Here is a 14,605-nt window from a genome sequence, read left to right on the forward strand (position 1 = left end):
ATTTTGTCTAGTGTTGTTTAATGTTTATTTTTTCGTCCCGTAAGTCACCATTAGCTGGATTCTTTTTGGATTCGTATTTGTTTTATCTATACCTGTCAGGATAATTCTGTTCATATCGATTGCTCTTGTCGTATTACGAACTCCTAAAAGGCTTCCTGTAGCAGTTGCGGCAAATGTTCCGGCACTGATCACCAACGGTTTATTCGTTACCGGCTGCTCAACTCCACTTACAGTTTCTTTTTTACCTTCAACAAGATCCTTGATGGTTTTTGTTACTACAAAATCATAGTACCCAGGATTTTCTTTATAATAATATAGGCCAAGTCCTGAAGTCAGATCTGATGTAAAGCCTAGCTTTGAGTAATCAATAGTACCATTACTGTTTAATGTATTGGTCAAAATTGAAAACTTACGATCTTCTGTTGAATTTTTATTTTTCCAGCTTAAAGGATCCAGATATATTCTAACTTTAGCACTTACAATACCTGCTTTTTCTTTATTGTAAACATCTTTAAGTTGTGCAATTGTTTCATCCTTAATTTTCACGACAACAGAAGGACCTCCCATTCCCTGAACAAAAAGTCTCTCATCACCTTCATTAGGATTACTTGCAGCCAATGCATTAGCTACAGATGATCCTGATCTGCTGTATTCATACAATCCGATATGAGCATTAGAACCTCCTAAGTTGAAATTAAGTGTTGTTTGTGGTCTTGTAGTTGCTCCATTCTCTGTTTTATCATATTTATAATACATGACAAGCTGTAAATCATCAGGAGAGAACTGGTAAAGGTATTTATCTGTTTCATCCACAGAAATCTTTATTCCTTTGAAATATCTGATAAAGTTTGAAGCATCCTGAAGCTCTGGTTTTCCTTTTTTATCAAGGATATGAGTCTGGAAAAAGTTTGTATTGCTCAGTTTTATTCTGAATCCTAAGTTTCCGGTAAATACAACTGAGTTATCAGATTTTTTAGTAATAGATAAAGAACTGATGTTACCGTTAAATACTCCTGAACCTAACAGTTCACCAGTACTTATATTCTTATTGGAACGTTTGAAAGTATCGTCATTCGAGTCTAAAAATGTAGTAACTTCATGTACATTGATTTTCATTGATTTTGAAGCCCCTCCTATTTTACCGTATTTACGAACAGGATACGTTTTTCTCTCAATTGAAACAGCCGTAGCAACTCCGTCTACAGGGAAATCACTTTTCTCAAATGTATTTGTTTTTAATGAATCGCTTTCAAAGAAGTAAGTATTCGTAGTTGTATTGGCTGGTGGTCTTACCACAAGGACTACAGAATCCACTTTCGGATTTGCCCCATTGAAGTCGAAATTATCTACCGGCATTCTTAGCTGGGTAACATACGATGCTCTCTGCATTCCAAATTCACCTTCAGTAAAGGCTCCCAGTACACCTACATAAGAAGCAGCACCAGATTCGCTCACCCCACTGATCAGTCTGGCAGCATCACTTCTGATGGAATCATTATTGTTGTAATTGTATGCGATAACGGGATATGAAATTTCATTACCTTGCGCAGCATCATTATTGAACAACTGCTCACCAAGAGAATCCGGATCAGGTTCACAGTTATAAAGGAATGTACTTCCAAAAATCGCCAATAGAAGCATGGCGAAGGTCTTTTTAAGATTATGAGTCATTAAAAATGTGTTTTTAATAAAGTTGATTTATAGAATCTATGTCCAGATATTCCGATTTTTGGGTTGCTGTTTCATTGAAAGCCTTATCCAGGTCTTCATCCAGAAACTCGTCTCCTTTCACAACGGCATCTACATAGTTCATACTCTCGATAACAAAACTTTTAATAGTTGGGTTATCTAACGCTTTTAATCCTGAAATATTATCAAACTGTAGTTTTTCGTCAATCTTTTTATCCAGGTCAGCATCTTTCTCATTGTAAAGAGAAAGTACAATTTTCGCGTCTTTGAAATAAGTATCTGATTCGTAATACGTTTTAAGATAAATTGGAACGAAAGAAGCCATCCATCCATTTAAATGGATAACATCCGGTACCCAGTTTAGTTTCTTAATTGTTTCAATAACTCCTCTGGCAAAGAAAATCGCTCTTTCGTCATTGTCTTCGAAAGGGTTTCCTTCATCGTCGAAATAATATTGTTTTCTTTTGAAGTATTCTTCATTGTCAATAAAGTAAACCTGAAGTCTTTCCCCCGGAAGAGACGCTACTTTAATGATTAGAGGCTGGTCCAGGTCATTGATAATAATATTCATCCCTGAAAGACGGATTACCTCATGAAGCTGAAACTTTCTCTCACTTATTTGTCCAAATCTTGGCATAAAAACTCTTACATCATTGCCTTCTTGGTGCATCTTAAGTGCCATTTTGTTTACCACTGCAGCCATATTTGTATCTTCCTGATATGGATACATCTCTGTAGTAATGTACAGTATTTTTTGATTCGGCATAAACTTTCTATCTAATTTTTGTAAAAATGCTTTAATGTGCAAAATTACAAAAAAACATCCAACATTATTTTAATTAACATTTTTTTACGAAAATTACCTTTTCCAAATTATTAAAAGTACATATTATTATGCGATATTTTTAGTATTTTTGAAATAGTATTAAAACAAACTATGGAAGTTCTAAAAAACAGAAAAGTCCTTCAGGATTTCATTGAAAGACAGAAAGAAATGGGAAAAAGAATTGGCTTTGCTCCTACTATGGGCGCCTTGCACAATGGTCATCTTTCTCTGTATGAAGAGGCAAGAAAAGAGAATGATCTTGTCATTTCTTCAATTTTTGTAAATCCAACCCAATTCAACAATCCTGAGGATCTTGAAAAATACCCAAGAGATGTCAACAGAGATATACTTATTCTTCAGAATTCAGGTCTTGTAGATGCCGTTTATATTCCTGAGGTAGCCGATATTTACCCTGAGAAAGCTGAAAGCCAGCAATATGATTTTGATGGATTGGAAAATGAGATGGAAGGAAAATCAAGACCGGGACATTTCGACGGAGTAGGAACTGTTGTAGAGGAACTTTTCAGACAGATACAGCCTGACAATGCTTATTTTGGGGAAAAAGATTTCCAGCAGCTCGCTATTATAAAAAAAATGGTAGAGAAAAAGCATCTTCCCGTTAAAATAACCGGAGTTTCTATTTACAGGGCAGAAAACGGACTGGCATTAAGTTCAAGAAACCAAAGACTTCATGAAGACCGAAAAGAAGCCTCTAAAGTAATTTATGAGACTTTAAAAAAGGTAAACGACTGGTTCAGAACCGTTACTATTCCGGAAATCAAGGAAAGAGTAGCTGATATTTTCGATGACCAGCCGGGAATGAAACTTGAATATTTCCTTATTGCTGATGAAAATACATTACAGGAAACCGATTTTTTCTATAAAGATAGAAGTTTCAGAGCGTTTATCGTAGTCGTTGTAGACGGAGTAAGATTAATTGACAATATGCATTTGGATTGATTTTTCCAAATTAAAATATAATATCCCTGACTGTTATGGTTGGGGATTTTTTTTGAATGTATAATAAAAAGAAAGGAAGTTCAGTATCAGACTTCATACAAAAATCAAAGGCCTCCTGAAGGAAGCCTTTGAAACACCAAATCACAAAATATTAATATGAAAAAAATTTACTTTTCAGTAAACTTGTGACCCGGCTGGGATTCGAACCCAGGACCCATACATTAAAAGTGTATTGCTCTACCAGCTGAGCTACCGAGTCGGCCACAATTAAAATGAAATAAATTTCAATATTAATTATAAAATTTTCTTTGCAGTGCCTGCGACTGGACTCGAACCAGCACATCCTTAGGAAACCACCCCCTCAAGATGGCGTGTCTACCAATTTCACCACGCAGGCAATAAAATCACAAAATTCGTAATATTTATTGCTAGTGACCCGGCTGGGATTCGAACCCAGGACCCATACATTAAAAGTGTATTGCTCTACCAGCTGAGCTACCGAGTCGGCCACTTATGCAACAAGTTTTCATTTAAGTAATGTCCCTTGTTTTAAGTGGTGCAAAGATATAACTTTTTTCTTTATCTCAAAACTTTTTCGCAAATTTGTTTTAAAAAAATTCATGGTAATTTCATTGATCGGATACATGGGAAGTGGCAAATCTCACATTTCCAAAATATTAAGCGAAAAAATCAATTTTAAATTAATTGACCTCGATAAAGAGATTTCAAGAAGAAACAAATTAACCATCCCGGAAATTTTTGAAAAAAAGGGAGAGATTTACTTTAGAAAACTGGAAAGAGAAGCCTTGGAAGAGATATTGGCTTCGGAAGAAAATGTAGTTTTAAGCCTTGGCGGAGGAACTCCTGTGTATTATAATAACATGGAGATCATTAATCACAATTCTAAAAGTTTTTTCTTAAGAACATCGGTAGGAACATTGGTAGAAAGACTTTCAAAACAGAAAGAAAAAAGGCCATTGATTGCCAATATCTCGGATGAAGACCTTCCGGAATTCATTGCAAAACATTTATTTGAAAGAAATCAATTTTACAGCAAAGCACAGTATACTGTAGGAACAGATTCCAGAGAACCGGAGGACATTGTTAACGAAATAGTAGAAAAGCTCTATCTCTAGAGCTTTTCTATTTTATTTATTGATCTTCATCACCGGCTTCGTCACCCGTCTCACCAAAGAAATCATCCCAATCTGTAAAGTCAGAATCGATATCGTTACCTACCCCTACGTAATCGTCCATTTCTCTTCTGTCTTTTTTGGTTGGTCTTCCCTCGCCTTTATTTCTGTAATAATCTTGTGACATTTTACGAAGCTTCAACAGTTCGTACTGTTCTTTATCTGTCACATCTTTAATATGAAGAGGCACCAGCTTGGCTCCTATTCTGCTTTTAGGAATCTGAATTACTTTTATTTTATAATCAATTTGATTCTTACGGATTTTAATAGTATCTCCTTCTTTTACCTCTTTAGATGACTTTACGGCAGACGTTCCTATAGAAACTCTATTCTTTTTAATCTCCTCTGCTGCAATACTTCTCGTCTTATAAAAACGAATGCTCCATAAAAATTTATCTATTCTCATATTTTTTTATACTTTTGCCGTTATATTATTTGTAAAGTAATTAAAGTTTTTTGAAATGAAAAAAATATTTTTATATATCCTTGCAGGATCTTTGTGTTTTTCTGCTTGTAAGAAAGATGATGATGTGTCAACCTATGTAGAGCCGGAAGACATTAATACACAAAACACCTATGATGATCAGGCCATTAAGAAATTCATGGATGATAATTATCTGGATGCACAGGGTAATATAAAAGCCTTCAGTTCTACGGATACAGCAGATGATAACGAAAAAAAATTATCTGAACTGGCACCTGTAACACTTCCTTCGGGAGCTATCTATATCGTTAGAAACGGTGCTCAGCCTCCTGTTAATCCTGATCCTGTTTATGATCAGACTGTCAAAACTGATGATATTATTAAGTTCATGGTAAGAGCTTACTCTTATCTGGCAGTTAATTCTGACGGAAACACTTCATTTACATCAAAAGCTACCTTTTTAAATACGATTGACGGAAGTGGTATTCCTGCTATTGACCCTATGTTTTATTACGTAAAGAAATCAATACTGGATGCTGGTACAACTGATGCAGCAAAAAAAGCCAAGTATTATCAAATCCCTGGTTTCAGAGAAGCTTTGCAGAAATTCAAAGCATTCAATAATCTTTCCAGTGAAACACCTTATAACTTACAGGGAGTAATTATTGTTCCTTCCAGAGCTGCTTTTGCAAGAAATCCTCATTATCCGTACTTAAATGCTTCTTACAGAAACAAATCTTTTGTATTCAACTTTCAGATTTATGGCCGAGATAACAGACCAGATGATCAAAAACAAACTTCTGAACAACAACAATAAAAATAATCACATCATAAAAAACACCGTCTCAATGACGGTGTTTTTATTTTATCGTATGTTATTATGATCTTGCCTTCTGCTTTACATTTCCTAAAATATCAGGGAAGTAAAGGTCCGCAAGGTGATCAAACTCATCTCCTCTCATAAACATGGTGGCATCTACTTCTTCATAAGAGCTTCTTCCTGCAGCCGCAATCAATTCATTGCAGGTATGAAGGGTATTTTTATGAAAGTGATATACTCTTTCTGCTTTATCCGTCACCTCAAGTCCTTTGATAAGCATTTTATCCTGTGTAGCCACTCCTGTAGGGCAGTTATTTGTATTACATCTCAACGCCTGAATACATCCTAAAGAAAACATAAATCCTCTGGCATTGTTACACATATCAGCACCCATCGAAATTGCTCTCAGAATATCAAGACTGGTAAGCACTTTACCGCTGGCAATCACTCTTAATTTATCTCTTAAGTTATAATTATTAAGTGTTCTGTTGACAAATATCAAAGCTGGCTCTAACGGCATTCCTACTCCATCTGAAAATTCCGGTGGTGCTGCTCCAGTTCCTCCTTCTGCCCCATCTATGGTAATAAAGTCCGGATAAATCTTCAGAACATTCATCTGAACACAGATATCTTCAAATTCTCTGGTATCTCCGATACACAGTTTAAAACCAACAGGTTTCCCGCCTGAAAGATCTCTTAATTGCTGTACGAACCTCAACAGTCCTGCTGCATCAGAAAATGAAGTATGTGAGGGTGGTGAAATAACAGTCATACCTGGTGTTACGTGACGGATTGCTGCAATTTCAGGTGTATTTTTCACTCCCGGAAGTACTCCTCCATGTCCTGGTTTTGCTCCCTGTGACAATTTGATTTCTATCATTTTCACATTAGGAAGAGTTGAATATTTTGTGAATAATTCAGGATTAAATTTCCCTTCATCATCACGACATCCGAAATATCCTGTTCCGATTTGCCAGCATAAATCTCCTCCTTCCATATGATAAGGTGAAATTCCCCCTTCTCCGGTATTATGATAGAAATTTCCTTTTTTTGCTCCTCTGTTCAGGGAAATCTGTGCTCTGTCACTTAATGCTCCGAAACTCATTGCTGAGATATTGAATAAAGAAGCGTGGTAAGGCTGGGTACACTGTTCTCCTCCAACCCATACTCTTGGGAGCTCTTCTGATGGTGATTTTGCATAAATAGAATGCTTGATCCCTTCATATTTTCTGTGATTTACTTCCAGCTGTGTACCAAAAGCCACAGTATCACTTAAATTTTTTGCACGTCTGTATACTGCAGAACGCTGGTTTCTTGGAAACGGTTTTCCGTCTGTTTCCCTTTCAATAAAGTATTGCTGCATTTCGGGTGAGATACTCTCGAAAAAATACCTGAAGTATCCCAATACAGGAAAGTTCCTCAAAATAGCATGTTTCGATTGGTAAGCATTGTAAACACCCAATGCATAAATTGCGGATAACAGCGTAGGTATCCAATAATGCGCTCTGATCAGCAGTGCTATAATCCATGTAGCAGCTACTAATACAATTCCCCAAGATAAAAACTTATCTCTCATGAATGTAGTATTTAAAAGTTTAAAAATAAATTTAGTAGAATTTTTGCAAAGAGCCTATGCTTTTGCTAAAAAACTTTGGTAAGAAGATTGCACAGAAACCGTGCCATCTGACAGGATTTTTTCTAAATTTAGAAATTCAATTTGGTTTACGGATGCAGGATCAAAATCTTTCTGAACTCTCACATAGTTTTCTGTGAAGCCAAACATTTTCCCGTCTTTATTTTCGTGCTCCCAAAGAACAGGAAGCGTTTTACCAAGTTGTGTCTGATAAAATGCCATTTTCTTCTTTTCAGAAAGAATTCTCAGCATTTTATTACGTTTTTTTCTTTCTGCTACAGGAACTACTCCATCCATAGCAACTGCTTCCGTATTTTCTCTTTCAGAATAAGTAAATACGTGCAGGTAAGTAATAGGAAGATTATTCAGGAAATTATAGGTTTCTATGAATCTCTCTTCTGTTTCTCCAGGAAATCCTACAATAACATCCACACCAATAGCCGCATCAGGCATAACCTCGCGGATCTTATTGACTCTGTCATTGTACAGTTTGGTCAGGTAACGACGTTTCATCTTTTTCAAAAGATCATCGCTTCCGGATTGTAACGGGATATGAAAATGCGGAACAAAACTTTTACTTTTAGAAACCAGCTCTATACTTTCATCTTTTAAAAGATTGGGTTCAATAGAGGATATACGGATTCTTTCTATTCCATCTACTTTATCCAGTTCTGAAATAAGATCAAGGAAAGTATGTTCATGTCTTTTGTTTCCAAATTCTCCTTTACCATAATCACCGATATTCACCCCTGTAAGAACAATTTCTTTGATATCTCTTGCCGCAATTTCTGTAGCATTTTTGAGAACGTTTTCGATAGTATCTGAACGCGAAATTCCTCTGGCCAACGGAATCGTACAATAGGTACATTTATAGTCGCAGCCATCCTGTACTTTCAGGAAAGCTCTGGTTCTGTCTCCAATAGAATAGCTTCCGATAAAGAAATCGGTTTCTTCAATTTCACATGAATGTACTACCCCTTCGCTTTCAGATTTCTCCAAATCATCAAGGTAGCTCAGAATATTGAATTTTTCTTTTGCTCCTAAAACCAGGTCAACACCTTCAATCTGTGAAATTTCTTCAGGCTTTAGCTGTGCATAGCATCCTACAATAACGACCAGTCCTTCCGGATTGGCTTTCATTGCTCTTTTCACATGAAGTTTACATTCACGGTCAGCATTTTCAGTCACAGAACATGTATTGATAACATATACGTTTGCTTTTTCATCAAAACTTACCTTATCATAACCTGCATCTGTTAATTGACGGGCAATAGTAGATGTTTCTGCAAAGTTTAATTTGCAGCCAAGTGTATGAAACGCGGCAGTTCTGTGAAAAGTAGACATTTGTTACTCCTGAATTTTATGGGTGCAAAGATAGTAATTTTAATAAGAATCCAAGATTGATTCAATCTATTGTTTATATTCATCCCTTACTTCAGGGCTGTTTTGAAAACAGACGGGGGAAGAATTGGCTTCCGTATCTTGATTTGAAAATTGGGTTTTCATTTCTGTATTAAACTCTTGAGACCGATTCCGGGCAATAGACAGTGTGCTCCAGTCTTCATTTTTTATCATTTTAGCAATATAAACAATCTGCCCGATATGGTAAGGATAATGAGCCAATTGACGAAGTACCGCATCAATCACCGGATGTGCCTCTCCTCTGATATAGGTTATTGCATAAAGATTATCCTCATTTATTTTCTCAAGAGCATCAAAAAAGCATTTCCAGCCCTGTTCCCAAAAATCCAGAACCTGTTCTTTAGTAGTAAAGGTATTGACAAATTCTCCATCGCGGTTACGCCAGGATTTCTCTCCGTCTTCAGTCAGGAAATTTGTCCATCTTGACAGCATATTTCCGGCAAGATGTTTCACAATGATGGCAATAGAATTACTTTCTTCATTGTACTGCCAGAACATCTGCTCATCTGTCAACTGAACGAATGTCTTATCACCAAGAGATTTATAGTATTCAAAACGTTTTACAAAGAGGTCTTTCATTTTTTCTATTTTGCTATCTAATTTAATAACTTTCAAAAATAAAAACCACTTCAAATGAAGTGGTTTTATCTATGTATAAAATTTATTGTTATTCTCTGTTTTTCACCAATACCCAACCGGTAAATTTAATGGCGGTATTCTTTTTATCATTTTCATTCCAAGTAATAGAATACCAATAGGTTCCGGTAGGAACTCTTCTTCCGCCCTGGGTGCCGTCCCACTTATAGCCATTTGATCTGTCTGCCTGGAATATTTTATTTCCATATCGGTCAAAAACATTCATGATCAGATTTTGTTTGTTGGCCAATGCAGAATAATCAATTACATCATTTATTCCATCGGCATTCGGGGTAATCACATTAATCAAATTAGGGACTACAATTCCTATCTCTATCGGATCACAGTCATAGGAATCTTTTACATAGACTTTATGATCTCCTCTTGAAAGATTATTGAACACATTGGAATCCTGCCAGATAATATTATCTATTGAATATTGGTAAGCTGGAGTTCCTCCTATTACAGATACTGTGATTGTATTATTCGAAATATCAATACCGGAAACAACCGGCTGTTCGGAAGGAAGTACTTTTACTGTTTGTGTTGTAACACATTCTCCTGTTTTAAGTTTCACCCAATAGGTTCCTATTCCGGCTTTAATTGTTTGGGTAGTGGCTCCTGTACTCCACTCGTAACTTTTAAATCCAGGTCCTGCATCCAGAGTTGTCTGATCTTCTGCACAAATAGTCACATCTTTAAGTTTATCAGAATATACAGGGGGAATAACCACTAAAGTCACCTTAGCCACATTATAACATCCCTGGGAATTGGAAACTCTCACATATACAAATCCATTAGGTGCAATGTAATTATTGGCATTCAGAATTTCATTGGTCTGGCTAACAGCATCAGTGAGTGAAGGATAATATTTTTTTGTAGGATTAGTTTGACCAGTTACTGAAGCATTGACCAGATTAAAAGAAGCTGTAGACGGGCTGGCTTCGATGAAGCATGATCTCAAAGTGGTCTCATTCACAACTACAACCGGATAAAACTTCAAGGTAATCTGTGCTACTGCAGTACATCCAAACTCAGAGGTTACTTTCACATAAATAATTCCTTCTGCGGACACAAATGCCATTGGAGTGGTAATCTCATTGGTTCCGGCATTGAGATCCGCCATTGTGGGATAATATTTCTTAGTAACATTCGGGTTTCCAATAACGTCTGCCGTGGTTAAATCAAATAAAGCTGTGCCCGCATTATTATTGTTACACTGAGTTAATGTTGCATTTTTAGCGGTAATAGATCCATCTTTGAATTTGAATGTTCCGACCTGTTTGCATTTATTAAGAGGGTTAGCCGCATTAGCAGGATCGGTGTAATTGATACTGTAATAATAGACAGTGGTTGTATTTACCGTGATAGGAGCTGTAATAGGGTTATTCCCTGTAAGAGCATCATTCTGGCTCAGGTGATAGCTTACCCCAAAGTTTTGATTTCCATTAAGAATTCCTGGGGACAATGTAGAAAAATCAAATAAAGCTGTTGCAGAACATATCACCACTTCTCTTGGGTCTGCAGGATTTGCAGCCGGAATTCCGGGAGGATTAAAAGGCTGAGTCTGTATAGCCGGATCTGTAAATGGTGAAGCCAGTGTTGCAGTTCCGCCCCATGTCAAAGAAAACGGAGCTGTGGTAGAACTTGTACTGCTTACCCAGTTGTCAATAAACAAATAATAAGTTTGTCCTGGTAAAACATCAAGATATTTGCAATACGGAGTTAAAGAACCTCCGGCAGCACTTAAAAGCGTACTTGTCATGTTCAATCCTGTAGCAGGCCCAGGCCCGATAACCGTTGCAGCATTACAACGTATGGGTGACCCCAAACTTCCGCAGGTTACATTAGGACCAAAAATTGCCCAGTCATAATCGGCATCCGGATTATTGGGAACAAGATCAAAAGTAAGAGTTCCTCCTGTAGCGATTGTAATTTTATACCAAATAGAGTTGTGCTCTCCAGTAAAGTCTATACAGCTTCCCGAATTGACCAATTCTTTTATATTACCATATCCTGTAGGACTATAAGTGATATTTGAGTTTCCGCAAACAGAAAGTGCGGTAGCACAATCGGCCTGAGCATAGAAAGTATGAGAGAGACATAGAAGTATGAAAAGTAAAAGTTTTCTCATAGATTTAATGTTTTTATGGTTACATCAGTTATACATCGTATTGATATTCAATGCACATCAAATATAATCTTATTTTAATTAAAAACAATAAAATCTAAATAATTTTAAACTATTACAAATTAAAACATTAAATAATTTGAAATTATTCACATTATCTCAAATTAAAGAGTAAAATAACCAAACACAATAAAATATCAGCTTTATTTTATACTAGTAATATTTCCACAGAGATTTTCCAGATGAAATATTTTATGGAAAGGACTTTTTACTTCTTTCAAATGTTCTTTATCCTGAATGAAAGTATATCTTGAAGCAATAGAATTCATATCGGAAACAATAACCAGCCAGCATTCATCTACAGAAGTATCATAATAAGGAAACTTTTCATTCTTCTTTTCAATGAGTTCCAGAATTTTTTCCGAACAGAGTTCATCAAACAGATTCATACTGTATTCGTGGGTGATAAATACATTTCTGCGATGAAAAGATTTTCTTACACTTTTTATGCAGCCTACCGGTTTGTTTTTTTTGATGGTCTTATAAATGCTGATGATATTTTCCTGCTGTACTTCCAGGGTATCAAATTTCGTTTCCGGATGGAATTCTAAAAAATAAACACCACGATATTTCGTAGTGTCTTCCTGTTCTAATATTATTTCTGCCTGACGGAACATTTTATTCAAAGTACTTTCCACTTTCTTCATTTCCAGATGGTTGATTACTTCAGTCAGTTCTATTCCAATTTTTTTGTCGTTGAGTTTTGCGATAAAGTCTGGACTCTCACAGGTAAGATTTTCAAATTTAACTTCGGGGAAGTGATGCATAAAAGAATTAAGAAGAAGAATCTCAGATTTCTTTCTGTACTTTTCACGGTCATGCAGCGGAGATTCGTCTATGGTACGGTGATACTTCTCTATGGGCTTTTTTTTCAAATGCCGGTTCAGGTAATATAAACTCAGATTCTTTATCAGATCTTCTTCAGAAAAAGTCTTTTTCATGTGTGATTTTTTTATTTAATTAAAGAACACATGCAGCCCTGGGCTTTCATCATTAAAAGTTTTTGATAATCAAAAATTTACACTCTTAAAGGTAAGCAAAAAAACAATCCGATATTTAGTTTTTAAATTAATTTATCGATTAATTAATGTAAAATTTATTTTCATAATGTATACCTTTGCCTTTTCTAACACAAACGCACATTTATGGATTTTAGGAATTTCAAAATACCCTACACTATCAATCCTCAATATTCCAAAAAAACCGTCTATTTCTCAATGGAATTTGCTCTTGAGCAGGTACTGAAAATATATTCGGGAGGGCTGGGCTTTCTGGCAGGATCTCACATGCGAAGTGCCTATAACCTTAAGCAGGATCTTATTGGAATCGGTATCCTATGGAAGTTCGGTTATTATGACCAGGCAAGAAATCATGATCAGACCTTACAACCTGTATGGACGAGAAAAATGTACAGTTTTCTTGAAGACACCGGAATAAAATTTCAAATCGAAATCCACAGTGCTCCGGTTTGGGTAAAGGTATGGTACCTTGATCCTGAAATTTTCAATACAGCACCTATGTTTTTTCTTTCCACAGATGTTCCGGAAAATGATCACGTTTCCAAAACAATCTGTCACAAGTTGTATGATGCCAATGAATCTACAAAACTTGCACAATATATTTTACTCGGAAAAGGAGGCGCCAAGTTACTGGACGAAATGAATATTGAAAGGGAAGTTTACCATCTTAATGAGGCGCATGGACTTCCGGCGGCATTCTATCTTCTAAAAAAATACAACGGAGATCTTAATAAAGTTAAAGAAAAACTCGTTTTTACAACGCACACACCTGAAGAAGCAGGAAATGAAAAACATAGTTTCAGATTATGTTATGATATGTCCTATTTTTCAGGCTACAGTATGGAAGAGGTAAAAAAGATTGAGGGTTCTGATGATGACCGTTTTAATCATTCTCTTTGTGCATTGAGAATGGCAAGAATCGCCAATGGAGTTTCCCAGCTTCACGGTGTAGTTTCCAGGGCGATGTGGAGTAAATATCAGGGAATCTGCGAAATCACGTCAATTACCAACGCTCAGGAATTTAAATACTGGGCAGACAAACCTCTTTACAATGCAAAAGACGAGAATGATGCCACTGTTTTTGATTACCGTAAAAAGTATCTAAAGAAAAAACTGTTCAGTATTGTTGCCGATCAAACAGGTAATTTATTTAATCCTAATGTTTTTACCATGGTCTGGGCCAGAAGATTTGCGGGTTATAAAAGAGCAGAGCTTCTTTTACATGACAAAGAAAGATTCTACAAACTTCTGAACCATCCAAAATATCCGGTACAAATCATCTGGGCAGGAAAGCCTTACCCAATGGATTACTCCGCAATTTCTACCTTCAATACCTTGGTTGAAGAAAGTAAATATCATAAAAACATTGCCGTTCTTACAGGCTATGAACTGTCTTTAAGTAAATCTTTAAAACAAGGTTCCGATGTATGGCTTAATAACCCAAGAGTTCCAAGGGAAGCTTCAGGAACTTCAGGGATGACGGCTGCTATGAACGGTTCAATCAACTTATCCACAGATGACGGCTGGATTCCGGAATTTGCCAAACATGGAGAAAACTCTTTCGTTGTTCCAAAAGCCGATTATCAGAATATGAGCATCTACGAACAGGATAATTATGATTTGAACACCTTATATGAAATCCTTGAAAACGAAATTCTTCCCACCTATTATGATCACCCTGATCAATGGAGAAAAATCCAGTACAATGCCATGAATGATGTAAAAGATCATTTCAACAGCGACAGGATGGCTGATGAATATTACCGAATCCTCTATAATAATCAGAAATAGA

At 36.2% G+C, this 14,605-nt stretch carries 12 protein-coding genes and 3 tRNA genes; 4 read left to right on the top strand and 11 right to left on the bottom strand.

What is annotated here, in order from left to right; translation table 11 throughout:
* Nucleotides 1–24: 24 nt before the first annotated feature.
* On the bottom strand, nt 25–1,671 hold the full coding sequence (locus tag JOE44_RS12660; RefSeq protein ID WP_209785868.1) for a DUF4270 family protein: 1,647 nt from the start codon (nt 1,669–1,671) through the stop codon (nt 25–27).
* A gap of 13 nt (nt 1,672–1,684) precedes the next feature.
* Nucleotides 1,685–2,455 (bottom strand): glycogen/starch synthase, encoded by a 771-nt coding sequence (locus JOE44_RS12665; protein ID WP_105684721.1) that lies wholly within the window; start codon nt 2,453–2,455, stop codon nt 1,685–1,687.
* Between the two features lie 171 nt (nt 2,456–2,626).
* Here JOE44_RS12665 and panC point away from each other — a divergent pair, with 171 nt between their 5' ends.
* The gene (gene panC, locus JOE44_RS12670; RefSeq protein WP_209785869.1) at nt 2,627–3,475 is read left to right on the top strand and encodes a pantoate--beta-alanine ligase; all 849 of its coding nucleotides are present in this window, start codon (nt 2,627–2,629) and stop codon (nt 3,473–3,475) included.
* A gap of 186 nt (nt 3,476–3,661) precedes the next feature.
* Here the strand turns inward: panC and JOE44_RS12675 are convergent.
* From JOE44_RS12675 to JOE44_RS12685, 3 genes are all read right to left on the bottom strand, one after another.
* Nucleotides 3,662–3,734, bottom strand: a tRNA-Lys gene (locus JOE44_RS12675).
* 55 nt (nt 3,735–3,789) lie between these two features.
* Nucleotides 3,790–3,872 (bottom strand) — tRNA-Leu (locus JOE44_RS12680).
* Nucleotides 3,873–3,907: 35 nt separating this feature from the next.
* Nucleotides 3,908–3,980: transfer RNA gene (locus tag JOE44_RS12685), tRNA-Lys, on the bottom strand.
* A 115-nt stretch (nt 3,981–4,095) separates the two neighbouring features.
* Between JOE44_RS12685 and JOE44_RS12690 the strand changes: the two genes are divergently transcribed.
* The gene (locus JOE44_RS12690) at nt 4,096–4,611 is read left to right on the top strand and encodes a shikimate kinase (protein ID WP_105684228.1); all 516 of its coding nucleotides are present in this window, start codon (nt 4,096–4,098) and stop codon (nt 4,609–4,611) included.
* 16 nt (nt 4,612–4,627) lie between these two features.
* On the opposite strand, the gene JOE44_RS12695 is transcribed toward JOE44_RS12690, so the two are convergent.
* Nucleotides 4,628–5,074, bottom strand: coding sequence for an RNA-binding S4 domain-containing protein (locus tag JOE44_RS12695; protein ID WP_209785870.1), 447 nt, complete (start codon nt 5,072–5,074; stop codon nt 4,628–4,630).
* Between the two features lie 55 nt (nt 5,075–5,129).
* Between JOE44_RS12695 and JOE44_RS12700 the strand changes: the two genes are divergently transcribed.
* Complete coding sequence (locus JOE44_RS12700) at nt 5,130–5,909, top strand: hypothetical protein (protein ID WP_209785871.1); 780 nt, start codon at nt 5,130–5,132, stop codon at nt 5,907–5,909.
* Nucleotides 5,910–5,970: 61 nt separating this feature from the next.
* Here JOE44_RS12700 and JOE44_RS12705 read toward each other — a convergent pair whose 3' ends face one another.
* From JOE44_RS12705 to JOE44_RS12725, 5 genes are all read right to left on the bottom strand, one after another.
* The gene (locus tag JOE44_RS12705; protein WP_105684231.1) at nt 5,971–7,488 is read right to left on the bottom strand and encodes an FMN-binding glutamate synthase family protein; all 1,518 of its coding nucleotides are present in this window, start codon (nt 7,486–7,488) and stop codon (nt 5,971–5,973) included.
* A gap of 54 nt (nt 7,489–7,542) precedes the next feature.
* Complete coding sequence (mtaB, locus tag JOE44_RS12710) at nt 7,543–8,889, bottom strand: tRNA (N(6)-L-threonylcarbamoyladenosine(37)-C(2))-methylthiotransferase MtaB (RefSeq protein WP_209785872.1); 1,347 nt, start codon at nt 8,887–8,889, stop codon at nt 7,543–7,545.
* 66 nt (nt 8,890–8,955) lie between these two features.
* Nucleotides 8,956–9,546, bottom strand: a complete 591-nt coding sequence (locus tag JOE44_RS12715; protein WP_209785873.1) for a DUF1572 family protein — start codon at nt 9,544–9,546, stop codon at nt 8,956–8,958.
* 88 nt (nt 9,547–9,634) lie between these two features.
* Nucleotides 9,635–11,737, bottom strand: coding sequence for a T9SS type B sorting domain-containing protein (locus tag JOE44_RS12720; RefSeq protein ID WP_209785874.1), 2,103 nt, complete (start codon nt 11,735–11,737; stop codon nt 9,635–9,637).
* A gap of 200 nt (nt 11,738–11,937) precedes the next feature.
* Nucleotides 11,938–12,735 carry a hypothetical protein gene (locus JOE44_RS12725; protein WP_105684235.1) on the bottom strand — a complete coding sequence of 266 codons (798 nt, stop codon included), beginning with the start codon at nt 12,733–12,735 and terminating at the stop codon, nt 11,938–11,940.
* A gap of 204 nt (nt 12,736–12,939) precedes the next feature.
* Between JOE44_RS12725 and glgP the strand changes: the two genes are divergently transcribed.
* Entirely contained in the window at nt 12,940–14,604 is a 1,665-nt protein-coding gene (glgP, locus tag JOE44_RS12730) for an alpha-glucan family phosphorylase (RefSeq protein ID WP_209785875.1), read from the top strand.
* Nucleotide 14,605: the final 1 nt, after the last annotated feature.

It is taken from the genome of Chryseobacterium sp. PvR013 (assembly GCF_017833095.1).
In the GTDB taxonomy this organism is placed as follows: Bacteria; Bacteroidota; Bacteroidia; order Flavobacteriales; family Weeksellaceae; genus Chryseobacterium; species Chryseobacterium culicis_A.